Source organism: Desulfovibrio psychrotolerans, assembly GCF_013340305.1.
Taxonomy (GTDB): Bacteria; Desulfobacterota; Desulfovibrionia; order Desulfovibrionales; family Desulfovibrionaceae; genus Halodesulfovibrio; species Halodesulfovibrio psychrotolerans.
The window spans coordinates 90,196-116,609 of sequence record NZ_BLVP01000008.1 but is presented as its reverse complement, the minus strand read 5'-3'; the positions used below and the strand labels follow the sequence as shown (position 1 = coordinate 116,609).

Here is a 26,414-nt window from a genome sequence, read left to right as displayed (position 1 = left end):
GAGAACGCCCATGAAAAACTTCCGCACATCGGAAAACGGCATGGCCGCCGTGGAAATCGCCCTGCTCCTGCCCGTGCTGGCCCTTGTCCTGTACGTGGTGGTGGAAGGGGCAAACACCCTGCACAACTATGCCACCATTTCAGAGGCAAGCCGCTCTGCAGCGCGGCAGGTAGTCATTTCAGGCGACCCGTCCACCGCACGGCCCATCGTGGAAGCGGTGGTCACCGAACTGCCCGTGGCCGCCCTGACCACCACCGTGAGCATGGACGCGGGCGCCTCGTCCGTCACCGTGGAAGTGCGCTACGCCTACCAGTCCGTGTTTCTGGCAAACAGGCAGGCGGATGGCCCCCTTCCGTCCCTGTACACCCTTTCGGCCAAGACAACCATGCCCGTCCCATAGGCAGGCAGGAGGCACCCATGCAATCAGCATCCAACATCATTCCCCGGTGGCTGCGCCGCCTGTATGCAGACGAACGGGGCGCGGCTGCGGCCCTTATTGCGGTCATCATTCCCGTGGTTATCGGCGCTGCCGCGCTGGCACTGGATTCGTCTCTGCTCTATACCTCGCACTCACGCCTTCAGGCAGCGACGGATGCAGCCGCACTGGCGGGCAGCCTCCAGCTCCCCTACGACCCGGACATAACGAACGGTCAGGTGGCTGCGGCAGCAGAGGATTATCTCACGCAGAATTACCCGGATGCGCAGATAGTTTCCGTCGCTCCCGGCGGCCTTGCCCGTTCCGTGCATGTGGAAACACAGGCCACGGTGCCGCTGCTGCTCATGCCTGTGCTGGGCGTGCACAACAAGCTTGTCACGGCGCGGGCCACGGCGGGCTTCAACAAGCTGGAGATCGTGCTGGTCATAGACAACTCCGGCTCCATGAAGGGTGCGCCCATCAACGAGACCAACAACGCTGCCACCCGCCTCGTCAACCTGGTCATGCCGGACGGCCTGAAAACCTCGATCAAGGCCGGTCTTGTTCCCTTCCGGGGCAAGGTGCGCATCCCCGCAGGCGTGGACGGCCTGCCCGCAGGCTGCCGCAACGCGGACGGCACCCTGAATCCCACCCTGCACGAAGAATACTACAAGACCAAATACCGCACCCCTTCCGGCTCCCAGTTGCGTGTAGACATGAACACCTGCGAGGCCATGCCCTATGCGCAGGGCCTTACCGATGACAAGTCCGTCATCCTGAGCGCCATCTCCAAGCAGAACGGGCTGGGCAGCGGGTCCGGCACGCTCATCTCCGAGGGCATGAAGTGGGCGCGGCACATGCTCACCCCGCAGGCTCCGTACACAGAATCCTCTGCCGATAAAGATATGCGCAAGATTATGATCGTCCTTACCGACGGCGATACCGAAGACGGCAAATGCGGCGGCAACTTTGCGCTCAACTACACGCCCAACAACTACTGGACCAACGCCTACTACGGCATGCTGGACATGAATTCCCACTGCGAAAACGGCGGCAAGCTCAACCAGTACATGCTGGATGAAGCCAAGCTTGCCAAGGAAGCGGGCATAGAAATCTTCTCCATCCGCTTCGGCGACTCGGACGCCGTGGACGTGGGTCTTATGAAGGCCATCGCCTCCTCCACTCCGGGGACGGAAGACCATTACTTCGACGCCCCCTCCGCCTATGATATCGACGGCGTGTTCAAGAAAATCGGTCGTCAGCTCGGCTGGCGGCTCATAAACTGACAGGAGGTGCCCCATGCAACCCGTTGCCTCCATGCACTCTTTGCGTCCCGCCGTATACCGGAGCCTGTCCGCCCTCTCCCGGCGGGTCCTGCGCCTGCTGCCCGGCACACGCGGCATAAGCACGGCGGAATTCGCCCTTGCCCTGCCCATTCTTCTGATGCTGGCCTTCGGGCTGGTTGAGGTGGGCTACATGTACTTTGCCTCTGCCACCATGGACAAGGCGGCACAGGCCGGTGCCCGCGTGGCCGTTACCGGTGCCGGGTACGATGACGGTTCGCGCGAAAACCTTATCGAAAACAAGGTGCTCGCCACCATAGACGCCTTCACGGGCAAGGGGGCCGTGGGGCTGGAAATCTCCAGCTTCCCGCAGAGCAACCCTTCCGCCATGAGCGGCGGCGCGGGCGGTCCGTGCGATATCGTGCAGGTTGCCGTGCAATACACCTACCCCCCGCTCACGCCCGTGGTGGGCACGCTCATCGGCCCGTCCATCACCGTGCGCGGGGTGGACAGAATGGTCAACGAACCGTGGAAGGTCTGCGAATAGCCCGTTTCATCCAGCTTGTTTCCCGGAGCGCGAGTTGCTACTATGACATTCGTACCTGATGCCCCTCTCCTGCCCGCACATAAACCGGGCATGCGTCGCACATCGGCCCCGGCGGCGGATTCTCCGCTGCGGAACACGCATGGCGGCTCCGCCATCTTCCCGCCTCCGGGCGGAGCGGAGGCAGCCCTGCGGCTTCTGCTGTCCACCCTGCCGGATACGGACGAACGGCTCCGCATCCCCAAGGAACGCCTTATGGGCACGCGCTTCAGCCTGCTGGTGGTATCCGATTCGGAAGACCTTGCCCGCGCCCTCTCCTCCACGCTGTCCACGGCGGGGTACGATCCGGCCTACACGCTGGTGGACAACCCCATGGACCTGAGCATGGTGCTGGCCGAGGAGCCGTGGGATATTGTTGCAGCGGCGGCAGACTGCCCCGGCCTGCCGTGGGAAGACATCCTCGCCCTTGCCCGCTCCGTACGCGAGACCATGCCCGTGGTTCTGCTGCTGCCCGATGCCGCGCCCGAACTGGCGCGCGAGGCCGTAGCCGCAGGCGTGGACGATGTGCTGGTGCAGGACGACTGGCGCACGTCCGCCGCCTTTGTGCGCATCCTGCGCGAAGGGGTGCGCCGTAAGGAACTGTCCCGCCTGTGGGACAGGCTGCGTGGCGAGGAACGCAAATACAGGGGCATGATAGACAACTCCGTGCTCGGCATCTTCCAGTGCCGCCCGTGGGGCGAGATCATCAGCGCAAACCCGTCTTTCGCCCGCATCTTCGGTTTTCAGGATACGGCTCAGATGCTCCGCCACTACACCCGCAACAGCACGCGGCTCGATATCGTTCCCGAGCACAGGGAACATATGCTCACGACCATACGCACCGCAGGGCTGGTTTCCGGTTTTGAAACCCAGGCCTTCCGCAAGGATGGCTCCACCTTCTGGGTATCCGTGAGCGCGCGTCCCATTCTGGGCGAATCAGGCGAGGTTGCCGCCATAGAAGGCACGGTGGAAGACATTTCAGAGCGCAAGGGCATGGAAGCCCGCATTATCCGCGCCAAGCAGGAATGGGAAAAAACCTTCGACAACGTGCCGGACATCATCGCCATTCTGGACGGCGACCTCAATCTGCGCAGGGCCAACAGGGCCCTTTCCGACAGGCTTGGAGTGCACCCGCGCGACATTATCGGCCGCCACTGTGCAGATGTGCTGGGCCTTCCCAGACTCTCCCTGCTTCCTGAACTGGCGGCACGCTCGGCCCTTACTGCTCTCAGCGAGCAGAACGCCGCCCCCGCAGACGCGGAAGCAGAACCCGCCACACACCGCCAGTCGGAAGAAATCAGCATTCCCGCCCTAAACGGCACCTTTCTTGTCAGCCTCTCCCCCTTTTCCATGGATGATAATGCCACCCCCGGCAGCCAGAACGCCGACAGCGTGCACGGCTCGGCAGGCGGCACGGGCATAGTTCTGGTCGCCCACGAGATAACCCGCAGAAAGCAGTTGGAAGCGCAACTGCGTCAAGCCCACAAGATGGAAGCCATAGGCACCCTTGCAGGCGGCATCGCGCACGACTTCAACAACATTCTGGGCGTCATGATGGGCTATACGGAAATGAGTCTGGACGAGGCGGAAAGGGATACGCGCCTCTACCGCAGGCTGGGCGAGGTGCTCACCGCAGGCAGGCGCGCCCGCGACCTCGTGCACCAGATTCTCACCTTCAGCCGTCAGGAAGAACTGGACCTGCAACCGCTGCAGTTGGCCTCCATCGTCAAGGAAACAGTCAAACTCATGCGCGCCTCGCTGCCGTCGAACATCCGCATCCGGCTTGAGGTCCGTGACGAATCCTCCACCATTCAGGCGAATGTGAGCCAGATGCAGCAGGTGCTCATGAACCTGTGCACCAACGCGGCACATGCCATGCGCGACAAGGGCGGCGCCATGCTTGTCCATCTGGACCGCCGCCGCGTGGCGGACCCGGCGGCAGAGGGCTTCAGCACTCTTGCTCCCGGCGAATACGTCATGCTTTCCGTCACCGACTCCGGCTACGGCATCCGCCCGGAAATTATGGAGAACATCTTCGACCCCTTCTTCACCACCAAAAAACCGGACGAAGGCACGGGTATGGGCCTCGCCCTTGTGCACGGCATCGTCCAGGCACATAACGGCGGCATAACCGTACGCAGCAAACCGGAAGAGGGAACCCGGTTCGACATCCTCTTCCCCGTGGCGCAGGAAACACCGCAGCGGCGCGTGCATCCCGCCCCGGCTGCCATGCAGGGCATGGGAAAAGCACTCATCGTGGATGACGAAGCCCCCCTCGCCGAGGTCATGGGCGAAATGGTGGAACGCATGGGATATGAAGCCGTGGTCTTTTCAGACAGCGGCAACGCGCTGCAGCACTTCCTCGCTCAGCCCCACGCCTTCCACCTGCTTATCACAGACCAGACCATGCCCGGCCTCACGGGTGGCGAACTTGCCCGCATCGTGCTCAAACATCGCCCGGACATGCAGGTCATCCTGTGCACAGGATTCAGCGAGCAGCTTTCGCCGGAAGAAGCCAAGTCCATGGGTATCCGCCAGTACCTGCTCAAGCCCGTGCTGCGCGATGACCTTCGGGCCGCACTGCACGCCCTGAACGGTGCCGCCGCCACGTAACCTGCCGGTTTTCTGTTGACAGCCCCTCGTCTTATTAGTATGTATTCCTAATAACAAACAAGGAGGCACCCATGGAAGACAGAGTTCTCAAAGCCATGAAAGAAGCGGCAAAGCCCGTCCGGCCCGGAGACATAGCCACCGTCCTCGGCGTGGACAGCAAGGAAATCTCCAAGGCTATAAAAACCCTGAAAGATTCAGGAAAAATACATTCTCCCAAGCGTTGCTTCTACGCCGTTTCGGAATAGCTTTTCCGCTCCCTGCCCATAAAGGCCCGCCTGCGCGGGCCTTTATTATTTCTCCGGCCAGAACTTTACCGACATCCTCCCTAAAGCTCTGTCCATTTTTCCCGAAAGTGCTACCATAGCCAATAAAAGCCCGCACAAACGGTAACCAGACCCGAACCAAGCTCGAATCAAGCCGGAGGAAAGCCCATGAAACGATCCGTCATCATCCAACTGCTCCTCTTCGTCGTTCTCGGCCTCATGTTTCAAGGCGGCTTCTTTTATTCCTACGTCTCCTACGACCTGATGCAGTTTTCCAAAAAGCAGGCCGAGCAGACCAGGACAAACGTGTATGACGAACAGCAGTACTCCCTGCGCGACATGGTGCAGATGGCATACAGCATCGTTGGTGAATACCATGCACGCTCGCAGGATACGGAAAACCTCAAGGCACTCAAAGCCAAAGAACTCCGTGTGGTCATCGACGGGCTGGAAAGCCAGATCCGCGCCTACCTTGCCGCCAACGACTACATGCCCCGCGAAATGCGCGAAGAGGGCGTGAAGGAACTGGTCCGGACCATGCGCTTTTCAAACGGCAACTACGTGTGGATAAACGACATGCACCCCACCATGGTCATGCACCCCATATTCCCGGACCTTGACGGACAAGATCTTACCAACAACGCAGACCCCACCGGCAAGCGGCTGTTCATGGAAATGGTCCGCGTCTGCAAAGAAAACGGCGAGGGCATGGTCGACTATATGTGGGCCAAACCGGGGGAAAAGGACCCCAAACTCAAGGTGTCCTTCGTGCGCCTCATTCCCGAACTGGGCTGGATAATCGGCACCGGCGAATGGATTGAAGACATCACCGCCACGCTCAAGGCGGAAGCACTGGACCAGATAGCCAATATCCGCCTTTCGGACGGCAACTACTTCTGGATAAACGACCTTACGCCCGTCATGGTCATGCACCCCATCGCGAAGGACCTGATAGGCAAAAACCTTGCGGACAACACAGATACCAAGGGCAAAAAGCTCTTTGCAGAAATGGCGCAGGTCGCGCGCACACAGGGCGAGGGCACCGTGGACTACCACTGGTCCAAGCCGGGTCAGCAGGGCGACTTCCCCAAGCTTTCCTACGTCAAGCTGTTCGAGCCGTGGGGCTGGGTCATCGGCATGGGCGTGTACATGGATGAAGTGGACGCAAGCATACTGCGCCAGCAGCAGGCATTTTCCGATTCCATCTTCGGCGTCATGAACCGCACCCTGCTCATCGGCAGCGGTATCTTCCTTGTGGTCATCACGGCTCTGGTGCTGTTTATCCGCAACACCCTGCGCAGCCCCATGAACAGGCTCGTGGATTATGCGGACTCCGTGGCGGGCGGAAAGCTGAACGCAACAATCGAAGGCAAATTCAAGGGAGAAATCCTTAAGCTCAAAGACAGCATCCGTTCCATGGTAGAAAGCCTCAAAGCCAAGATGGCCGAAGCGGAACAAAAGAGCCGCGAGGCGGCAGAAGAAGCCGACAGGGCGCGCAAGGCCACGGCAGAAGCGGAAGAAGCCCGTAAAAAGGCAGAAACCGCCAAGGCGGAAGGCATGCTTTCCGCCGCCGAGATACTGAACGAGATCGTTTACTCCATTTCCGCCGCATCGGAACAACTTTCCGCACAGGCTGTGGAGATAAACCAGAGTTCCGACACCCAGCGGGGCCGCATAGCGGAAACAGCCACCTCCATGGAAGAAATGAACGCCACCATCCTTGAAGTGGCAGGCAGCTCCAGCAGCGCGGCAGAAAACGCAGACACTGCCCGCCAGTTCGCGGAACAGGGAGCGGAAACAGCGGGCAAGTCCGTGGCCGCCATTGAAAACGTGCAGCGGCTCGCCATGGCCCTTAAGGAAAACATGAAGGCACTGGATCAGCGGGCAGAATCCATCGGCCAGATCATGACCGTTATCACCGACATAGCCGACCAGACCAACCTGCTGGCTCTGAACGCCGCCATAGAAGCCGCCCGGGCGGGCGAGGCGGGACGCGGATTTGCCGTGGTGGCGGACGAGGTGCGCAAACTGGCGGAAAAGACCATGACTGCCACCAAGGAAGTCGGTCAGGCCATTCACGCCATCCAGCAGGCGGCCAGCGAAAACAACCGCAGCGTGGATAACGCAGCCTCGGCCATTGACGAGGCCACAAGCCTTGTGGTTGCCTCCGGCAAGGCCCTTGAGGAAATAGTGCGGCTCTCGGAATCCTCCGCAGACCAGATACGCGGCATCGCCACCGCAGCGGAGCAGCAGTCCGCCGCCAGCGAGGAAATAACGCAGACGCTGGAAGAGGTGAACACCCTTTCCGGGCACATCGCGGAAGGTATCCAGCAAAGCACGCTGGCCCAAAGCGAGCTTGCCTCGCAGTCTGCACGCCTGAAAGACCTCATAGACACCATCAAGCGTGAAAACCAGATGGAAGCGGCGGCAAAGAGCGGCAAACGCTGAGCATGTAGCCGCCCCTCTCAAAGTGCTCCAAACAAAACGGGCCGCCCGGCATCTGCCGGACGGCCCGTTTAATTATTCTATAGTAAGATTGCCAGAGTTCGCCCCTTCCCGGAACCCCCTCCACCCATCGCTTTGCTCTATTCCACCACTATGGCGTCCGCCACCATGGCTTCGGGAATGACAAAGCCCTGCCGTAGTGCCTCGGAGCGGCTGAACATGAATACCCCGCTCTCTGCGGTAACGGGAATCTGCACAGACCGCTCCCCTGCAAGAAACCGCAGCGCCAGTTCCCCTGCGGCACGTCCCTGATGTTCCCCCACATGCACCAGCCCTGCGGCGGCCTTGCCGGCACCGATGCTAAAATCCCACAACCCCATGGCCGGCACGCGCAGCTCCCGCATAGTCTTCGCAAGCACGGCATCCCCGTCTGCAGAGTTGCCCCCGGCATCTTTCAACCGCTGGTACAACCCTATGAACACTACATCATACCCGTTTTCCGCCGCACCACGCACAGCGTGCATCCAGTCTTCCTCGGTGGAAGCCAGCACCATATCGGCCCGTATTCCGGCCAGTTCCATGCTGTGCCCACGGCGGAACACGTCCTCCGCTATCAGGCTGGACGTGACGCTTCCGTCAAACAAAAAAAGCACCCGCCGCACGGAAGTCGGCAGAATGCTCTTTGCAACATGCAGCGATTGCAGCAGCAGCGGGCGTTCCATTATTCCGGCCACATGGGCGTGCCCATACAGCCCGTACTCGCGGGGGTTGGCGTTCAGCCCCAGATAAACCAGTGGAATGCCTCGCGGCACAAGGGTGGGGGCAAGCAGGCGGTTGGCGTTGTCATCGCCCAGAACCACAAGATCGGGGGCGTATTCCTCTACCATCCGCAAGGCTTCTGCGGCCTTCTCCGCGAACAGCTCCGGGGGAATACGCTTGGTGTCCATCTCAAAGGTGCGCAGTTCCTTTTCCGGCCCAAGCACGGAAAAAAGGCCACGTAAGTATCCGGCATCCCAGCCGAAACACGAAGAATAACTTTGCACCACAAGCACCTTTTCCGCCCATGCCTGCGTGGCAGGGAAGAAAATCAGCAATATCGCGCAAAAAAACCTTACAAATTTACGCAACTCTCCCTCCCGGAAAGAGATGCGCCATCATATCCGAGTCGTACCAAATGGCAATATCCGCAGCGTTAGAAATATTCCCGATCCGATAGAGCCAGACATAACCAAAAATAATACGGCAGAATAACAGAGGATATGAAGATATAATCGGCAGAGGAATGAAAAAGAAGCGTCACGCCCGCCTGAAAAGCCTAAAAGGAGTAGGAAACCTGCACAGACCCGAAGTGCTGCCCGCGCTCCTGCCCCACAAACTCCTCAGACCTGTACACATGGGTATACGCAATGCGCCATCCGTTGATCAAAAAGGCAATGCCGCCGCTCAGGTCGCCCACAAAGGGATGCTTTTCCACATGGTGGCTGTGCCGGAAGGTGTTGCCGTCCAGAAAAATATTGCGCGCAACAGCGCGCCCGGCCCCGCCCAGAAAGACATAGGCCCCCCAGTCTTGGTTCACGCGCGGGTCGTCATCGTTGGTGGGTGCCCCCACTCCTGCTCCCGTGCGGATTAGCGATGTGCCGAAGTCGGTCGGCAGGTTCCAGCCGTAGCGCAGCTCCACGCCTGTGTTGGCCAGAGTCATCACGTTGCCTGCCGTCACCCCTGCATGGGGCAGCACGTCCCACTCCCAGCCCCGGCTCCGCAACTCGTCATTGAGCCTCCATGTGCGCTCCCATGTCACCATCACGCCCGGCTCGTTGTGCAGCTGGTTGTCCCAGCCCTTGGCGGTCTTTATCTTGCGCAGGCTGTGCACCTCGTTCTGCGCTGTCTCGCCCAGTGCCCACGGCCCCACCATGCCAAGGGTAAATTCCAGCGTATCCAGCCTGTTTCCCTTTTTGGCATGCAGTCCCACGGCTCCGTACAAGAATCCGGCATAGGGCCTGTCATCCTCTTGCAGTCCCCGTGCCTGCGTGTCCGTGGGGGTGAATATGGCCTGCCCCATGCTCAGGCTCACGTTGTACAGGGCGTCCTTATCCCCGGCAAACGGCAGCGACATGATCACATCGTCCAGCGCGTCCGGCAGGTTTCCGGTTTCCGCCCAGTTCACCAGATCCGGCGATATGGCGGTCACGCGCACCGCGTTGGTATAGTACTGGTCAGTCCCGCCAAAAAGGTCGTTCTCAAAGTAGACGATAAGCGTCCCTGTCTCACGCGCCGAGAGGTGCACCACCTTTTCTTCAGCATCCGGGGTCGGCACAGCTGTATCCGCCGTTTCCGTATCCGCCGTCTCTGTATCCGCAGGGTCCGCATCGGCAGTTCGGGTAGCCGCAGAAAACGCGCCTTCCTCCGCATGGCCTGGCAGCGACCATACGCTCAGCAACAGCAGGACAAACAGAGCGGAAAGGGCCATCCGGCCCCGGAAGCGACTCAGCGCGGCGCATGGGCATAACGCGGTGTGCATGGTTCAGCGTCCCGGCATCTTGGGCAGGTCTATGTCATACTGGCGGATCAACGCATCGCGTTCGCGCAGCAGGGCATACGTGCCCGACTTGCGGAAGGAGCTGTTGCGGTTGGTCCGGTACAGGATGTTCAGGTCCCATATGGTGTCCACATCGTTCCAGTCGGGCAGGCGCAGCACATCCAGCCTGCGCTGCCTGAGCCGCTCCATGGTGGGCCGGAACACGTCCGCCTCGCCCCATACTATGCCCTGAAACACCTCCGGGAAAAACGTCTCCCTCCGGAAGCCTATAAGATAGTAACCGCCGTCATACGCAGGACCGATGGCTGCATCCTTCCTGTCCAGATCAAGCAACGTCTTGTGCACCAGTTCCGGCGGAAAATCGGGGATATCGCTGCCCATAAGCACCACACGGGCATAGCCGTCTGCAAAGGCGGCTTCCATGGCATCGCTCATGCGCTCTCCCAAATTGCTGCCCCGCTGGGGATAGTAGGCACGCCCCTCCCCAAGCCACTGCGCAAAGCGCGCCCGCATCTCGCCATCATCCGTATCCGGCTGCGGCAGGTAGCACACCCGCAGGTCAGAGGGCAGTGCATCCAGCCCGCGCAGCATGTCCTCGACAAACAGTCCATAGAGCTGCGCTGCGGCCTCCGGCCCTATGGCTTCCCCAAGGCGGGTCTTAACCTTGCCCGGCTGCGGATACTTGACGAAAAAGAGTATACAGGTATCGGTCATCATTACCTCTTGCTTGCGAGATACCACCGGGAAAGCGTCCGCGCCGGAACCCCCAGCGCATAGAGCAGCCGCAGACACACGTTACGCAGCGAACAATACACCGCTCCTTCCGCCCGCCAGCGCCGCGCGGATGTACTCACGGATAACGGCAGCAGGGCAATGGCATCTCCCCTGTTGCGGATGCGGCGCATCATGTCCACATCTTCCATGAGCGGCAGGGCGGAATAGCCGCCCAGCAGCCTGAAATACGCCGCCCGGAAAAACTGGACCTGATCACCATAGGGCGTCCGCGTCCATCGGTTACGCAGGTTCGCGGCCACCTGAACGGCATACAGGAAACCGCTCGCTCCTTCAATGCCAAGCCGGAACGCTCCCGCACCACCTTTGCCGGTGGCTTCAAGCTGCTGCAGCCCCTGCCGTACGGCGGCAAAGGCCCCGTGCGGCAGCCGCGTGTCCGCATGCAGAAACAGCAGAATCCGGCCCGATGCCGCATGGGCTCCTGCGTTCATCTGCGCTGCCCGCCCCTGCGCAGCGCGCACCCGCACCACTTCACCGTCCCGCAGGGCAGCCAGCGTATCCGCCTGCGGCGCGCCGTCGCAGACAACTATCTCCAACCGTTCGCCACAGGCTGCTGCACGCACATGGGCCACAAGCCCGTTTATACCTTCCGCCTCGTGCCACACCGGAATAATCACGGAAAATTCCGGGGCTTCTTCACTGCCGGGGCAGCATCCTTGTGCCGCGCTCATCCTATCCCCTTTCCGGCTGCATATCCCGCAGCCACCGCATACTGGTGCAGCCGCAACTTGGCCCTTACCGCCCCCTCCCCGCGTACCGGAACACGTGGAACATGCGGAACATGGAAAACACGCGGAACAGGGGCACAGCGTATACCATACGCCCAAGTCCCACGCCTGACAAACGGACAATGCGCCCACTCCCGCCATTTCCGGTGCGCCCGCGGCATGCCCGCATACCCCGCGTGACAAGCGGATGCCAAAACGCTATGCTGCGGATTCGCCATCATCATTTCCCATGCAGGAGCATCATGAGTACCGTTCGTCCCCTTCCCGCACAAAAACTGCGCACCACGCTGGACCCTTCCCGCCTTCCCTACGAAGACAGCAAAAGCATTCCCCGCAAGCCGCTCCGTCGCACGCCACAGCCCAGAGCCTTGCAGGCGCTGGAACTGGCCCTTTCCATTCATAACAACGGCTACAACGTGTACCTTGCGGGCGGTGCCACCCTTGGCCGCAATTTTATGCTGCAGGAATTTCTTCGCCCCCGTGCCGAAAAGATGCCCACGCCCCCGGACCTCATCTACGTAAACAACTTCGAAGACCCGGACAGCCCCGACCTCATCTCGCTGCCCGCCGGTCAGGGACGCAGGCTGAAGACCGAACTAGCGCAGGCTGTCACCAAGGTACGCAAGGAACTGCCCGTGCGGTTTGAAAACGACGCCTACCTGAAAAAACGCAGCCATATCATGGACCGCTTTCAGGACGAGCGCGACAGACTGTTCAAGGAAATGGATGACGTAGCCGTGAGCGAAGGGTTCAACATGGACCTTGACGATTCCGGTGCCATGACACTCTATCCGCTCATCGAAGGAAAACGGCTCTCTGAAGAGGAGTTCGAGCGTCTGGATACCGACCTGCGGCAGAACCTGAAGACCAAGGGCGACAAGCTCCTGCAGGTCATGTCTGCGCTCATGCGCAAAATGTCCACTGCGGAACAGGCCCTGCGCACGGACGAACGCTCGCTGGACCAGGACCTTGCGCGCGAGGTGCTGCAAGACATCCTGACCCCCGTGACCGACAAATTTCTCACCGCCTGCGAAAGCGAAGACCTTGCCGCCTTCTTCACGGCCATGCAGAACGACATTCTGGAGAATATCGAACAGTTCGCCCAGCGGGAAGCGGCTCCCGCAGCCCCGGCGGGCACGCCGGAAAGCATTTTCGCCTCCCTGCCTTCGGAAGACATAACCGCCCGGTACGAGATAAACCTTTTCGTGGACCACTCGGAAACCACAGGCGCGCCCATCGTGGTGGACGACCACCCCACCGTGTCCAACCTGCTGGGCTGCATAGAGCGCGAATCGGAAATGGGCGCCCTGGTCACGGACTACACGCTGGTCAAATCCGGCTCCATCCATCAGGCCAACGGCGGCTTTCTGGTCATGCACATAGAGGACCTGCTTTCCCAAACCGGCGCGTGGGAAGGGCTTATGCGCGCCCTACGCTCCGGCATCGCCCGCATAGAAGACGCGGGCGACGGGCAGGATACCACCAAGGCCAAGGGCATAGAGCCGGAACCGCTCATGCTGGACCTCAAGGTCATTCTCATCGGACCGGAAGACATCCACGAACACCTGCTGCAGAATGACGACCGCTTCCACAAGCTCTTCAAGATCAAGGCGCACATGAGCGAATCCATGCCGCGCAACGCGGAAGGGGTGCGCATATACCTGAACCGTCTGGCGGGCATTATCGACGACTGCGACCTTCTGCCCTTCGACCGCACCGGCCTTGCCAGCATGGTGGACTACGGCTCACGCCTCATCGAGGACCAGAGAAAACTCTCCCTGCGGTTCCCGCAGATACGGGAACTCATGCTGGAAGCCTCGGCATTTGCGCGCATGAAAAAACGCCTCGTGGTAGACGCGGAAACCGTGCACGATGCGCTGGTGGCCCGCTACTACCGCAACAATCTGTATGAAGAGATGTTCATGGAGGATTATGACCGCCAGCTCATCAAGGTGCAGACTTCCGGCGTTGCCGTGGGCCGGGTGAACGGCCTTGCTGTCAGCTTCTACGGCGATTTCGAATTCGGCCTGCCACACCAGATATCCTGCACCGTGGGTGTGGGACACGGCGGCATCATCGACCTCGAACGCGAAGCGGAGTTGGGCGGCCCCATCCATACCAAGGCCATGATGATTCTGAAAAGCTACCTTCTGGGCATGTTCGCCCAGAACAAGCCGCTGGTCATGACCGGCTCGCTCTATTTCGAACAGAGCTACGCGGGCATTGAGGGCGATTCCGCCTCCGGTGCGGAGCTCGCCGCGCTGCTTTCGGCCCTGTCCGCCGTGCCGCTGCGCCAGTCACTGGCCTTCACCGGCGCGGTTTCGCAGACCGGCCAGATCATGGCCGTGGGCGGCGTGACCCGCAAGATTGAAGGATTCTACGATATCTGCAACCGCCGCGGGCTCACGGGAGATCAGGGCGTGCTCATGCCCGCCGACAACGTGGACCAGCTCATGCTCAAAAAGGAAGTGGTGGCGGCGGTAGAGGCCGGAACCTTCGCCATATACCCCATCAGCCACATCACGGAAGCCATGGAACTGCTCACCGGTGTCACCGCCGGAAAACAGCGCAAGGACGGCACCTTCACGCGCGGCTCCATCTTCGACAAGGTGGACAGGCGACTCTCCGAACTGGGCAAGCTGGCCGAACGGGCCTACAAGTCCAAACGGTAGTCCTGCCCCGCAGAACAGCACATCCCCCCTGCGCCCATCGGCACAGGGGGGGATTTTTTTCAAGCTTCTTGCAACAGACATATTCGTGGCTGGCGTATTCGTAACAGGCGTTTCCGCTGTGCAAACAACACTCCTCAGCGCACGGTCAGTTCCGCACGATGCGCCGGAACACCGGCCTTTTCCGGGGCCTTCCTGCTTCCACCGGCCAGAGAAACGCGCGGCGCAAGCTCCGGGTTCAGACGCAGAATGGCTTCCTGCACAGCCTTGGCGCGGGCCGATGCCAGTTCTTCCAGATCGGCCGGGCTCACGGTGGTGCGGGAGCGCAAAAACGCCTCCATTTCCTCCACCGTGGCATCCTTGAAGCCGAACATCCCTCTGGGACGCGGGTCGTTTTCCGTTTCCGGTGCGTCCTTGTAGGCCTGTGTCAGATATTCCACGTACTCTTCCGGCGCAATCTGCACATCCTCCACGGCTATGGCTGTCCGTTGACGGCGGGAAAGGTCGTCATGCCGCGCCGCCTGCACCGCCCGCAGCAACCCGAGTTCCACCATGCCGCGCGCATCCGCCTGCGGGTCTGCGTATCCAATAATCTCCAGCCGGATGGCAGGCTTCTTGATCAGAAAATCCGCCACCGTCTGCAAGTTGGTCAACTGCTCCTCGTTCAGTCGGGCAGAACCGGGGTCGAACACGGAATACTGCGCATCTCCCCCGCCGTCTCCGCCTACCCCGCCCACAATGTTACCCAACAGGGCAAAGGGCGATGTCACCGCCCTGAAGATCAGGTTGACAAACGCCTTGAAGATGATGCCTCCGGTCAGAAACTGCGGGTCGTCCAGCCTGCCGGAAATGGGCAGGTCAATCTCCACATTTCCAGCAGAATCCCCCAGCAGGGCAAGGCCCAGCCGCACCGGAATATTGGGCGCGCCCGGGCTTCTGTCCCTCTCTCCCAGCCGCATCTGTTGCAAAAATATCTTGTTATGTGCCTTGAGCACCCAATCCTGCGTCATAAAGCTCACGTCCGCATACAGCCGCCCCCGTTCAATGGGATACCCCAGACTGCGCAGGGCGTAGGGAGACAGAGACACAAGGTCTATGCCGTTCAATTTGAGCGCAAGGTCGGAATAGATGGGCACAACCAGCGGATTGGCCACCCCTTTGAGCGACAGGGGCTGATTGTCCAGCTTGGCCGTCAGGTCAAAGGCGGGGCGGGCATCATCCGCCAGCGAAAGCCCGTCCAGACGCACGTTCAGCTCGGTCATGGCAGATGTAAAGGGTGGCGCGAGCGTTCGGTCGGTGAAGCGCAGGGCACCGTTGTTCACGCGCACCCTGTCTATGCCTATGGAGCGGAACAGCGGTGTCAGTCCCGCCTGTCCACTCCCCTGTCCGGCCTCCTGCGCCTGCTCCGCAGCAGCCACCTGCCCGGCCTGAACTGCTGCTTCCGGTGCCTGCGTCTTCGTATCGTTGCCGGAGCCGCCCGCCTGTTCCGCGCCGCCGGAAATCCGCAGCAGACGCAGAATATTCAGCACTCCGTCCTTGTCCATGCGGGCATCCACCTGCAGCCCGTTCAGGGCCACCTCCTCAATGCGCATGCTCGATTCCGCACTGGATGCGGCATACTTCTGCACCTCCAGCGACGTAAAGCTCGCCACGTGGGAAGAATCGGCGGAGTCGCGCAGCAGCAGCCCGTTCACCCGCGCATTTCCCTTGGAGGCAAACTGCAGCGGAGCCTCGGCCCCCGCCTGCGAGACGCGGTTTTCCAAATCGGCGTTTATCACGCCCCCTGCCAGCATAACGTCCGTATACGCCCCCACGTAGGGGTCCAGAATGGCCAGAGGCAGGTTTTCATGCCGCACCCGCACCTGAATATCCATAGGCTGCGGACGCACGGTTCCGTCCACCCGCATCATGCCCCGGTTCCCCCGCTCTGCCGAACCGCCACCCACGGCAGCGGAAAAAGAAAGCGGAAGCGGCTGCCCCAGATCGGTGGAAACACCCTCCACGGCAAGCGTCAGGTTATTGAAGAAAATTCGGCCCGGAGAAGGCAGAGTGCGGTCCACAAAAGCCAGACGCCCCTCTTCCACGACAAACCTGTCCACCCGCGCCTGCCATGCGGCTGCATCCTCACCGCTCCCTGAACCGGCCCCTGAATCGGCCCCGTTTGCAGATTTGCCACCGCCCCCCGCCGCAGCAGCATCCTGCCCGGCAAACATCTCCACCAAATCCAGCCCGGCAGGGTACAGAACAACCCGCACTTCAGGCTTGCCCAGCAGCACCTGCTCCACAGAGGCAGTGCGCTCCCGCAGATTCATCTGCCCGCCCGTCACGGCAAGTCGCTCAAGCGACACGGAGGGCGACTTATTCTCCTCCTTACGCAGGGCAAGGTTCTCCAGCGTTGCCGAAGCCTTGGATATCCGCACGTCCGGGGTGCTACCCGATGCCTGATCAATTTTCTGGCCTGCAGCCGGATTAGACGTCTGTTTTGATGTGAGACCGGCGTCATACACAGCATGCAGCGCAACTCCCGCCACGCCGGAATCCACCTTCAGCGGCAGCAATCCGGCCCAGTAGGGACCGTACGCGGCAAGGTCCACGCCGGAAACCGCCACATCCACATCCGCCCGCACAGGGTCCAGCGAAACAGACCCCTTCACCGTCACCCGTTCCTTATCGCCAATGGCAAGGTCCAGCCCCGCCGCTGCGCCCTTTCGGGTGGTCAGGTTGGTTGCGGTAAGCACAACAGGCTGCACCCGCTTAGAAAATCCCCCCGGCACCGCACGGTCCTGCCACTCCACTCGTCCGGCACGCACAGCCACCCGCTTTATATCTGCCTGCAGGGAAGGACCGGCCGATTTCACATCTCCCGCAGTACCGGAAGGCAGATAGCCCGCCCAGTCCAGCGTTCCCGCCGCATCCCTGCCCGCACGCACCACCGGCGATTCCAGCCGCACTTCGCGGACAGAGAGCAGCCCCTCATACAGGGAGAACGACTCCACATCCACAGAGAACAGCGAGAAACCCAGCACGGGCTGCTCCTTGCCCTTGGCCGTCACCTGCACATCTGCAAGCTTGACCATGCCGGAAACATCCATCTGCGTGTGTTCCTCATCCGGACGGCTGAACCGCATGGTCACCGCCGCCGTACAGGTGCCGGAAACCAGACGCAGCGGCGTCTTTACCGGCACATATTCCCAGTAACGCGCAAGATCCAGCGCCTCGGTCTCAAAAACAAATTCCGTCACCAGCGTTCTGTCAAAGGGCTTCGTCCTTCCCACCGCCGCCACGGGCTGCCCGTTCACCAACGCCTTCAGCGAAGGCTCCACATACTCCTCCGCGTCACCGCGCAGGCTGGAAGTAAACGGCACGCTGAAATCCAGTTCAGAAACCACATGCGTCACCTTGCGCGGCATATCGCGGAAGGTGACCGTGCCGTTCTGCACAGCCAGATTGTTCACACGGAACGGAAAAACGCCGCCGCTCTCCCTGGTCGCGTTCCCTTCGTGCGGGTTCTCCGTCTCCTGCGCCGGCGCAATAAGATCGGAGAAAGAAAACTCGTTCTCCCCGAGAAACGCCACGTCCACCTGCGGATTCACCAGCCGCAGATGGCTGAGCACCGGTGCCAGCTTAAAAAGCGAAAGGGCGTGCAAACGCATGTCCAGAAGGTCAAACGCCACCATGACCCCTTCGCCTTCCTTCTGCGCCACGGCAAGGTCTTCCACCTGCACCCGGTAGGTCAGCGGATTCACGCGCACCGCCCCTATGGATGTTTCGCGGTGCAGATGCTCCGTCAGAGCCTGAGTAAGCACAGATCGCAGCACAGGTCCTGCTGCAAGAAAACCCGCCGCCACATACACAAGGAACAGCGCAGCGCAGACGATGATGACCATGCGCGAACGCCTGCCCAGCCGTGCGCGCACCCACTCCCTGCATTGGTGAAACGTAACCATGCCAATCCCCTTGTCTGCGCCTCCGGCCCCTGCAAGGTGCCGCGGCGGCGGTCAGAATTCTGTAAAGAGGCCGACTGCCCCGTACAGACAGGCCGACATCATCCATAACTCTACATCATTCCGGGGATTATTGCCAGTATGGATAGACCGCTCTTTGCCTTCTGCTGCCTGCCGTTGCCCGCCGTCGCGCATCGTTGCGCCCTGCTTCCGGCTACGTCTGTGGCCCAAGACCTGCGCCTGCACGTATCATCAGCCCGTTCTCTCTCCCGGAACCCCGATGGACAGTACGTTCCGGTGCTGAATCCGTCATGACCCAGCATGGCCCGGCATGACCCGGCAGAGCCTGACATGACCCCACATGACCTGACGAGGCCCGGCATGGCCCGGAACATGCATACACTTCCCATACAGGAAGACACACGCACTTTTTTCCCGGAGCCAGCCATGCATACCATCATCACCAAAACCACCGCCCCCATGCACGTGGCCATCCACCACGAAGGGCCCCCGGAGCACCTGCGCGCCACGCTGGGCTGCCTGCCCACGGCAGGATATCCGCACGCGCTGTCTGTGGCAGACTATTCCGGCAATACCGCATACGCCCTGCATCTGCACGAACTGCATACAGCGGGCACCATCCATAATTTGCAGACCGCAGATACCCCGGTGGCTCCCGCCGCCGCGCTCATGGACCTGCTTGCGGCGGTAGAGGCCCCCTACTCGCTCATCCTTCCTTCCGGCATCGCCTTTGCGGAGCCGGGCTGGCTGCGACAGATGCTGGGCGATCTGCTCGCCTGCAACGCTCCCGCCATGGCAGGAATTCCCGATTACGCAGGCCGCCTCACCTCCTCCCCGGTGCCCGATCCCGGCACGCTGCATGCCATGCTGTGCCATCCGGACCACGCCCTCCTGCTCACGCACGGCGCGCTGGAAAGGCTTGATGTGTACACCCGGCGCGGGCTGGACGTTCTCCTGCCCCAAGGCCACCCGCACAGTGCGGATATTGCCGCGCGGGAAGTACGCATGCAGCGTATGCGGAGCATGCTGTAAGGGCATAGCCGTTCCCGCATCAATAACTACGCGTAATCGCGCTGCTCTTCTTTGCCAAAAAACGTCCCCCGCCCTTATGCAGGACGGGGGACTTTTCCATGTTCAGTTTACGGCACGTTCAGCGTCTGCCGTTGGCCACCATCTTGTCGCTGCTCTCGGCAACGGAAGAGCGGGCCTGCGCCAGCTTGGACCCGGCAGGCACATCATGGGTCACCCACACGTTGCCGCCTATGATGGTACCCGTGCCTATGGTAATGCGTCCCAGCACCGTGGCTCCCGCGTACACAGTCACGTTGTCCTCCAGAATGGGATGGCGCGGCGTGCCCTTGACCAGCTTTCCGTCGCCGTCCTTGGGGAAAGAAAGCGCGCCCAGCGTCACCCCCTGATACAGTCGGCAGCCTCTGCCGATGATGCAGGTTTCGCCCACCACCACACCGGTTCCGTGGTCAATGAAAAACTCTTCGCCTATCTGCGCACCGGGATGAATGTCTATGCCGGTCTTGGAATGGGCCATCTCGCTTATAATGCGCGGAATGATGGGCACATCCAGCCGGTACAGCTCATGGGCGATACGGTGATGAATCATGGCTGTGATGGAAGGATAGCAGAAAATAGTCTCGCCGGGACTTTTGGCAGCCGGGTCCCCTTCAAAGGCGGCACGCACGTCCGTGGCAAGAACACGGCGGATTTCCGGCAGCCGTTGCAGAAACCGCATGGCAGTCTCGTGCGAATAGCGCTCGCACGAGGTGCAGTCGTTGGCAAATTCCGCGCAGATAAAGCATCCGCCCCGGCGTATCTGCTCGGAAAGCAGCCGGTAAATGGAGTCCAGATTGGCGGAAAGATGGTAACGCATGGACTGCAGCACCACCCGCGCAGGCCCGTAATATCCGGGGAACAGAGCCGCCTTCAGGCGCTCCACAACTTCCGCGAGAGCCTCCGTGGAGGGCATGGGCGCACCGTGCAGAGACTGATGATACACAGCCTCATACGATTCCGGGGCGCACAGTTCATCCACTACCGCTTCCAGTTGGGGCATACCCTGCAATTCTTCCGGTGTGAACTGACTCTTCTTCATATACCTGTCCTTAAATAACGTCTCTGCGCGCCGTCCCCAAAAGCACTACGCAGTCTGCTGGGCATCTGCGAACAGCGCAGTGGAAAGATACCTTTCCCCTGTGTCGCAGACGATGAACACAATGCGCTTGCCCTTGTTTTCCGGCCTCTTGGCAACCTCAATGGCCGCATGGGCTATGGCTCCGGAGGATATGCCGCACAAAATGCCCTCTTCGCGCAGCAGACGGCGTGCCATGCTCAATGCCTGCTCGTTGGTCACGCGAAATACCTCGTCAATGACGCTTCTGTCCAGAACCTCCGGCACAAAGCCCGCGCCGATACCCTGTATGGCGTGCGGTCCAGCCTCTCCGCCGGAAAGCACCGGCGAGGCGTCAGGCTCCACAGCAATGCAGCGCAGGGCCGGATTCAGCTCCTTGAGCCGCGCCCCTGCTCCCGTGATGGTGCCGCCGGTCCCCACGCCGGAGACAAAAATATCCACCGCCCCGTCCGTATCCTGCCAAATCTCTTCCGCCGTGGTCAGCCGGTGAATTTCCGGGTTGGCCCTGTTGCAGAACTGCTGGGGCATGAAGGCTCCGGGCGTTTCCGCCACAATGCGCTCCGCCTCGGCAATGGCTCCCCGCATTCCCTTGGCTGCCGGGGTAAGCACAAGCTGCGCCCCGAACCCGCGCAGCAGCGCCTTGCGCTCATTGCTCATGGATTCAGGCATGGTCAGCACCAGCCGATAGCCCCGCACAGCGCAGGCAAACGCCAGCCCAAGTCCCGTATTGCCGCTGGTGGGTTCCACAATGAGCGTATCCTTGTGTATGCGCCCCTCGCGCTCACCCGCCAGCACCATGTTGTACCCTATGCGGTCCTTCACGGAACTGCAGGGATTAAAGTACTCCAGCTTGCCCACAAGTTCCGCGCCGCACCCTTCAGAAACGCGGTTCAGCCGCACCAGCGGGGTCCGTCCAATAAGATCGAGCATGGATTGTGCTATCTTCACCGTTGGCTCCTTTTCCTGTGGCGGACCGTGGTCCGCGATGGGGTTGTGCGTGGCTGTTCGCGGTGCCTGACACGCTGCGGACGCTGTCCGGGCGTACTGTATGCACGATACGGCGCGGGCATGTGGCGCGATACCGGCCACCGTAAGCTCTTTCCATGAAGAAGAAAAGGGGCCGGACACCTCTGTCCGACCCCTTCAAAATCCTTGTTCAGGCGGGCCTGTTCAGCAGCCGCAGGCAGGCTTTTCGCCCTTGGGTTCCTGCCCCTCGCGGAAGGGCGACATATCGCGCAGCCGCTTGATGATGGGCGGCAGTTCCCGCAGCACCAGAGCAACATCTTCGTCCGTGTTAAAACGGCTCAGGCTGAAGCGTATGGAGCCGTGCGCGTACGTAAAGGGCACGCCCATGGCACGCAGCACGTGCGAAGGTTCAAGACTGCCCGATGTGCAGGCGGAACCGGAACTGGCGCATATGCCGTGGCCGTCCATGAGCAGCAGAATGGCCTCCCCTTCCACGTACTTAAAGGCAACGGATGTCGTGTTGGGCAACCTGTTCTCTGTGTCGCCGTTCACCATGGAATCAGGAATGGCGGCAAGCAGCCCTGCCTCCAGCCTGTCGCGCAGGGCCTTCACGCGGGTGCGCTCCTCAGCCATATTCATGGCCGCCAATTCACACGCCTTGCCCAGCGCCACAATGGAGGCGGTGTTTTCCGTCCCGGCGCGGCGACCGCGTTCCTGATGCCCCCCCCGCAGGAAGGGACGGAACGGCGTGCCCTTGCGCACGTACAGCGCGCCCACGCCCTTGGGGGCATGCAGCTTGTGGCCGGAAAGCGCCAGAAAATCCACGGGCAATTCCGCCACATTCACAGGCACCTTGCCCACAGCCTGCACAGCGTCGGTGTGCAGTTGCACGCCGCGTTCCTTCACTATCCGGGCAATCTCTTCCATGGGGAACAGCACGCCCGTTTCGTTGTTGGCATACATCACGGAAACCAGCGCCGTATCCTTGCGGATGGCCTCACGCAACTCGTCAAGGTCCAGCCGCCCCTTGGCGTCCACACCCAGATAGGTGGCCTCGTAGCCCCGCTTTTCAAGATGCTGCACCAGATTAAGCACGCCGGGATGCTCCACACGGGTGGTAATGATGTGCTTCTTCTCCTTCTGGGAATGCAGGGCGGACCAAATGGCGGTGTTGTCGCTTTCTGTGCCGCAGGCGGTAAAGAGAATTTCTTCAGGCTGTGCGCCTATGGCAGCCGCCACCTGTTCCCTTGCCTGCACGATATGCCGCCCCACCTGTCCGCCGAACCGGTGCATGCTGGAAGGGTTGCCGTACAGGTCCGTCAGGAAGGGCATCATGGCTTCCAGAACTTCCGGGTCCACCTGCGTGGTGGCGTTGTTGTCCAGATATACGGTTCTCATGCGCCTGCCTCCACCACGGTTATTTCCGGCTCCACATGCTCGCGCAAGGTGCGCTCCACAAAGCCCTTCAGCGTCAGCTGGCTGGAAGGACACCGCGTACACATGCCGCGCAGCGCCACGGTAACGGTGTGCCCGTCAATATCCACAAGCTCAATGTCGCCCCCGTCCTTCTGCAAACTGGGGCGCACTTCTTCCTCAAGGGTCTTCACTACCAGTTGCATACGCTGCACATTGGTAAGCGGCTTGGGCTTGGCTTCGGGCACCTCGCAGGCAGCCACCTTGCCAAGCGCCTGATCCACCAGCCGCTGAATGTCGGGAATGCAGTCGCCGCAGCCACCGCCCGCCTTGGTGAAGTGGGTCACTTCCTCCACCGTGGTCAGGTTGTTCTCGCGTATGGCGCGCAAAATCTGTTCGTCCGTCACGCCAAAACATTTGCAGACCAGTTCGCCCTCGTGCTCGTGCTGCTCCACCACCTCGCCGCGCCAGCCTTTGATGGCGGCTTCCAGTGCCTCCTGTCCCATAACGGAGCAGTGCATCTTTTCCTTGGGCAGTCCGCCCAGAAACGCGGCGATATCCTTGTTGGTTATCTTCTCCGCCTCGGCAACCGTCTTGCCGATAAGCATCTCCGTCAGCGCGGAGGATGAGGCGATGGCGCTTGCACAGCCGAAGGTCTGAAACTTCGCTTCCACAATGCGTTCGTGCTCGTCTATCTTAAGGAACAGCTTGAGCGCGTCTCCGCACGCAAGGCTGCCCACTTCTCCCACGGCATCCGCGTCTGCAATTTCCCCCACGTTTCTGGGGTTCAGAAAATGTTCACGGACCTTGTCGGTGTATTCCCACATATGGTGACCCTCCGGTAGTGCTTGTAAGGCCCGGCGATCATACGCCGCCGCGCCGCGCGTCCAACACGCCGGAAGAAACCTTTTCTCCGGCGTGTTGCGGCGCACCTTTGGCATATAACACCGCAGACCCCACGGGGGAAGGGGCATCGCTCGTTTTTTTGGACTAATCCGGTCCGGATTGGCGTAACTGCATGAAAAAGCCTTCTTCAAGGCGTAAAAAAAGGGCCCTTTCGGCCCGCATTCACTGTCCTGTTTCCGGTTTCAGCACTCAGACCATGCCCGCGCCGCTCAAAATACGCACAAACCGGGCAAAAACGTCCAAATCCAGCCCATGCCCCATTTCATCCCGCATGATGCGCAGCACCTGAAACGCGTTGCGCGCACGGGCATAGGGCCGTTCGGAGCACAGGGCATCGTAGATATCCGCAATGGTCACGGCGCGCACGGGCAGAGGAATCTCCTCGCCTTTCAGCCCGCAGGGGTAGCCCGTGCCGTCCATCTTTTCGTGATGAAAAAGCACGCAGTTCAGCGCATCCTGCGAAAGAGGCATAAGGGTGCATGCCCCCGCCCCGAGCACGGGATGCTCGTTCACCACGCCGCGCTCCTCCCACGAAAGCGGACCGGGCTTGTTGAGAATACTCTCGTCGATGAAGGTCTTGCCTATGTCGTGCAGCATGGCTCCGAGGCCGAACTGCACCAGATTGCGGTCATCAAACCCATAGGTCTGCAAAATGACCTGCGAGTAGATGAACACATGCAGGGAGTGCGAAAAGGTGTGGTAGTCGTGGGCGATAAGCGAAGCCATGGTGCGGATGGAGTTTTCCAGTGTCAGAAAACTCACGCCCTTGGTCACAAATTCGAACACCCGGTTAAACTGCTCGCGCCGTATGGTGGGGGGCAGCTTGTTGGCAAAGATATCCTCCACCACTTCGAGGGAGGCTTCGTAGAAAATCTGCGCCCGCGTCGGCAGCGGAATGTTTTCGTCACCAAGCACGCGGCCCAGATTGTCCACCACGTGCTGGCGGTATTCGGGCCTTTCATGCTCCCGCACAAACACGCACTGCACGCCGGAAGCCATAAGCACCCGCTGGTGCCGCTCGTCAAATTCCTCACCCGCGTGCGTATACAGCACATACTCCCGCCCCTGCTTCAGATACAGGCTGAAGGCTCCGCGCATCCCCCGCAGCAGCATGGCCGGCGGCACGGCAAAGAATTCGTCGTCGCGGGTTTCCCGCGGCTGTACAAATGCAGCCTGCGTCATACCTGCCTGCCTTGGGAGCCGAAGCCCGCACCTGTCTGCTGCGCCGATCTCACAGACCCACCAGCCTTGCGCCGGAAAGCATCATGATGAACCGTTTGAACACTTCCATGTCCAGATCCTGTGCCATGGTGGCCCGCATAAGCTCCAGCACCTCAAAGGGACGCCGGGCATCTGCATACGGACGGTCTGAGGTCAGGGCATCGTATATATCGGCAATGGTCACCACACGCACGGGCAGCGGAATCTCCTCCGCCATGAGTCCGGCGGGATACCCGCTGCCGTTCATCTTTTCATGATGGAAAAGGATGATGTTCATGGCCTCCTGCGCAAGAGGCATGCGTGTGCACGAGGCAAGCCCCAGAGTGGGATGCTTGCTGATGATACGCCGCTCGTCCGGGTCCAGCTTGCCCGGCTTGTTCAGAATCAGCCGGGGAATGCGGGTCTTGCCCACATCATGCAGCATGGCCCCTATGCCGCAGCGCACCAGCATTTCCTCGTCAAGTCCATAGGTCTGCAGCAGGGTGGTGGTATAAACGAACACGTTCACGCAGTGCGTATAGGTCTTGTAGTCGTGGGCAATGAACTCGCCCACGGCTTTGAGCGAGTTTTCAAGGCACAGAAACCGCACGGCCTGATTCACAAAGCTGTGGATGCGGTCGTACTGTTCCTCGCCGACCTTGCCGGGAAGGCGGGACTCAAAAACATCCTCCAGTGCCTCGGCGGAAACCTTGTAAAACAGTCCTGCCCGCTCGCGCAGAGGAATGGAATCATCCAGCAGGATGTGCCCCAGATTCTCTTCCACATAACGGGTATACGACTCCTTGTGCTTCTGCCGGACAAATACCTCGCGTACGCCGTTCTCGTAGAGCACCCGCTTGTGCCGCTCGGTAAATACCTCTTCAGCACCCGTGTACAGGACGTATTCGCTGCCTTGGCGCAGGTAGACACTGAAAGACCCCATGACGGAGGGAAAAATCATGAGCGGGGAAACACTGAAAAAGCCACCTTCTCCCGAAGGGGCTGACATTTCTGCCGTACTGGCCATGGAACTCCTTGCAGATGGCGTAGATACGAAAGCCCCCGGAGCGGGTTCACCTCCCGGGCGGGAACAAGATGTTCCCCGCGGCACGGTCTCTCTGCCCCGAGCTTCCGCCATATTGCTCCTTTTCGCCGGAAACACCCCGCCCGATGCAGGCAATGTTCCATACCGGCTCGCGCCGGGATGCAGCTTCTACGCCAAAGGTTCCAACCTCTAAACGCCCACCCCCCTGAAGAAAGCATCTCCCGCACCCCGAACCGGAAACACCGTGCTTTTTCAAGCAGTAGCGCGCTTTCAAGATATTGTCTAGATACTGCGCAAACCAACGTATCTCTCATACCTCTTCGTCCAAAAACGTCCGCGCTCCACCGTGCCCTGCAATTAGGCCGCGCACCTCTCCGCACCGCGTATTCCGTGCCTCCGGCGGCAATGGTCATGTCACGCACAAGACGCTGAAACGTCACGCGGCCTCA

Annotated in this window: 19 protein-coding genes; 8 read left to right on the top strand and 11 right to left on the bottom strand. The window is 60.7% G+C overall.

Annotated elements, in window-relative coordinates; genetic code table 11:
* The first annotated feature begins 10 nt into the window (after positions 1-10).
* From HUV26_RS08285 to HUV26_RS08260, 6 genes are all read left to right on the top strand, one after another.
* Positions 11-400 (top strand): TadE/TadG family type IV pilus assembly protein, encoded by a 390-nt coding sequence (locus HUV26_RS08285; RefSeq protein ID WP_174409652.1) that lies wholly within the window; start codon positions 11-13, stop codon positions 398-400.
* Positions 401-417: 17 nt separating this feature from the next.
* Positions 418-1,701, top strand: coding sequence for a vWA domain-containing protein (locus HUV26_RS08280; protein ID WP_174409651.1), 1,284 nt, complete (start codon positions 418-420; stop codon positions 1,699-1,701).
* Positions 1,702-1,714: 13 nt separating this feature from the next.
* Positions 1,715-2,245: a TadE/TadG family type IV pilus assembly protein gene (locus tag HUV26_RS08275; protein WP_243451321.1), complete on the top strand. Its 531-nt coding sequence runs from the start codon at positions 1,715-1,717 to the stop codon at positions 2,243-2,245.
* 42 nt (positions 2,246-2,287) lie between these two features.
* Positions 2,288-4,894, top strand: a complete 2,607-nt coding sequence (locus tag HUV26_RS08270) for a PAS domain S-box protein (protein WP_243451320.1) — start codon at positions 2,288-2,290, stop codon at positions 4,892-4,894.
* A 71-nt stretch (positions 4,895-4,965) separates the two neighbouring features.
* Entirely contained in the window at positions 4,966-5,139 is a 174-nt protein-coding gene (locus tag HUV26_RS08265) for a DUF8462 domain-containing protein (protein WP_174409650.1), read from the top strand.
* Positions 5,140-5,325: 186 nt separating this feature from the next.
* Positions 5,326-7,605, top strand: a complete 2,280-nt coding sequence (locus HUV26_RS08260) for a methyl-accepting chemotaxis protein (protein ID WP_174409649.1) — start codon at positions 5,326-5,328, stop codon at positions 7,603-7,605.
* A 137-nt stretch (positions 7,606-7,742) separates the two neighbouring features.
* Here HUV26_RS08260 and HUV26_RS08255 read toward each other — a convergent pair whose 3' ends face one another.
* The 4 genes from HUV26_RS08255 to HUV26_RS08240 form a co-directional block, all read right to left on the bottom strand.
* The gene (locus tag HUV26_RS08255) at positions 7,743-8,696 is read right to left on the bottom strand and encodes an ABC transporter substrate-binding protein (protein WP_174409648.1); all 954 of its coding nucleotides are present in this window, start codon (positions 8,694-8,696) and stop codon (positions 7,743-7,745) included.
* A gap of 221 nt (positions 8,697-8,917) precedes the next feature.
* Entirely contained in the window at positions 8,918-10,120 is a 1,203-nt protein-coding gene (locus HUV26_RS08250; RefSeq protein ID WP_243451319.1) for a lipid A deacylase LpxR family protein, read from the bottom strand.
* A 3-nt stretch (positions 10,121-10,123) separates the two neighbouring features.
* Positions 10,124-10,852 carry a TIGR04282 family arsenosugar biosynthesis glycosyltransferase gene (locus HUV26_RS08245; protein ID WP_174409647.1) on the bottom strand — a complete coding sequence of 243 codons (729 nt, stop codon included), beginning with the start codon at positions 10,850-10,852 and terminating at the stop codon, positions 10,124-10,126.
* Between the two features lie 2 nt (positions 10,853-10,854).
* Positions 10,855-11,601 carry a TIGR04283 family arsenosugar biosynthesis glycosyltransferase gene (locus tag HUV26_RS08240; protein ID WP_174409646.1) on the bottom strand — a complete coding sequence of 249 codons (747 nt, stop codon included), beginning with the start codon at positions 11,599-11,601 and terminating at the stop codon, positions 10,855-10,857.
* Positions 11,602-11,900: 299 nt separating this feature from the next.
* On the opposite strand from HUV26_RS08240, the gene HUV26_RS08235 reads away from it, so the two are divergent.
* The gene (locus tag HUV26_RS08235; RefSeq protein ID WP_174409645.1) at positions 11,901-14,330 is read left to right on the top strand and encodes a Lon protease family protein; all 2,430 of its coding nucleotides are present in this window, start codon (positions 11,901-11,903) and stop codon (positions 14,328-14,330) included.
* Positions 14,331-14,464: 134 nt separating this feature from the next.
* On the opposite strand, the gene HUV26_RS08230 is transcribed toward HUV26_RS08235, so the two are convergent.
* Complete coding sequence (locus HUV26_RS08230; RefSeq protein ID WP_174409644.1) at positions 14,465-18,274, bottom strand: DUF748 domain-containing protein; 3,810 nt, start codon at positions 18,272-18,274, stop codon at positions 14,465-14,467.
* Between the two features lie 444 nt (positions 18,275-18,718).
* On the opposite strand from HUV26_RS08230, the gene HUV26_RS08225 reads away from it, so the two are divergent.
* Positions 18,719-19,324 (top strand): hypothetical protein, encoded by a 606-nt coding sequence (locus HUV26_RS08225; protein ID WP_174409643.1) that lies wholly within the window; start codon positions 18,719-18,721, stop codon positions 19,322-19,324.
* A 118-nt stretch (positions 19,325-19,442) separates the two neighbouring features.
* Here the strand turns inward: HUV26_RS08225 and epsC are convergent, their stop codons facing one another.
* The 6 genes from epsC to HUV26_RS08195 all read right to left on the bottom strand — a co-directional run bounded on the left by epsC (position 19,443) and on the right by HUV26_RS08195 (position 25,947).
* On the bottom strand, positions 19,443-20,399 hold the full coding sequence (gene epsC, locus HUV26_RS08220; RefSeq protein WP_174409642.1) for a serine O-acetyltransferase EpsC: 957 nt from the start codon (positions 20,397-20,399) through the stop codon (positions 19,443-19,445).
* A gap of 45 nt (positions 20,400-20,444) precedes the next feature.
* Positions 20,445-21,383 carry a cysteine synthase A gene (gene cysK / locus HUV26_RS08215; protein WP_174409641.1) on the bottom strand — a complete coding sequence of 313 codons (939 nt, stop codon included), beginning with the start codon at positions 21,381-21,383 and terminating at the stop codon, positions 20,445-20,447.
* Positions 21,384-21,605: 222 nt separating this feature from the next.
* A complete protein-coding gene (gene nifS / locus HUV26_RS08210) occupies positions 21,606-22,799 on the bottom strand; it encodes a cysteine desulfurase NifS (RefSeq protein WP_174409640.1) in 1,194 nt (397 codons plus the stop codon).
* Positions 22,796-23,641, bottom strand: coding sequence for a Fe-S cluster assembly protein NifU (gene nifU / locus HUV26_RS08205; RefSeq protein WP_174409639.1), 846 nt, complete (start codon positions 23,639-23,641; stop codon positions 22,796-22,798). Before nifU ends, nifS begins: the two co-directional genes overlap by 4 nt.
* 268 nt (positions 23,642-23,909) lie before the next feature.
* On the bottom strand, positions 23,910-24,902 hold the full coding sequence (locus tag HUV26_RS08200) for an HD-GYP domain-containing protein (RefSeq protein WP_174409638.1): 993 nt from the start codon (positions 24,900-24,902) through the stop codon (positions 23,910-23,912).
* Between the two features lie 49 nt (positions 24,903-24,951).
* Positions 24,952-25,947, bottom strand: coding sequence for an HD-GYP domain-containing protein (locus HUV26_RS08195; RefSeq protein WP_243451318.1), 996 nt, complete (start codon positions 25,945-25,947; stop codon positions 24,952-24,954).
* Positions 25,948-26,414: the final 467 nt, after the last annotated feature.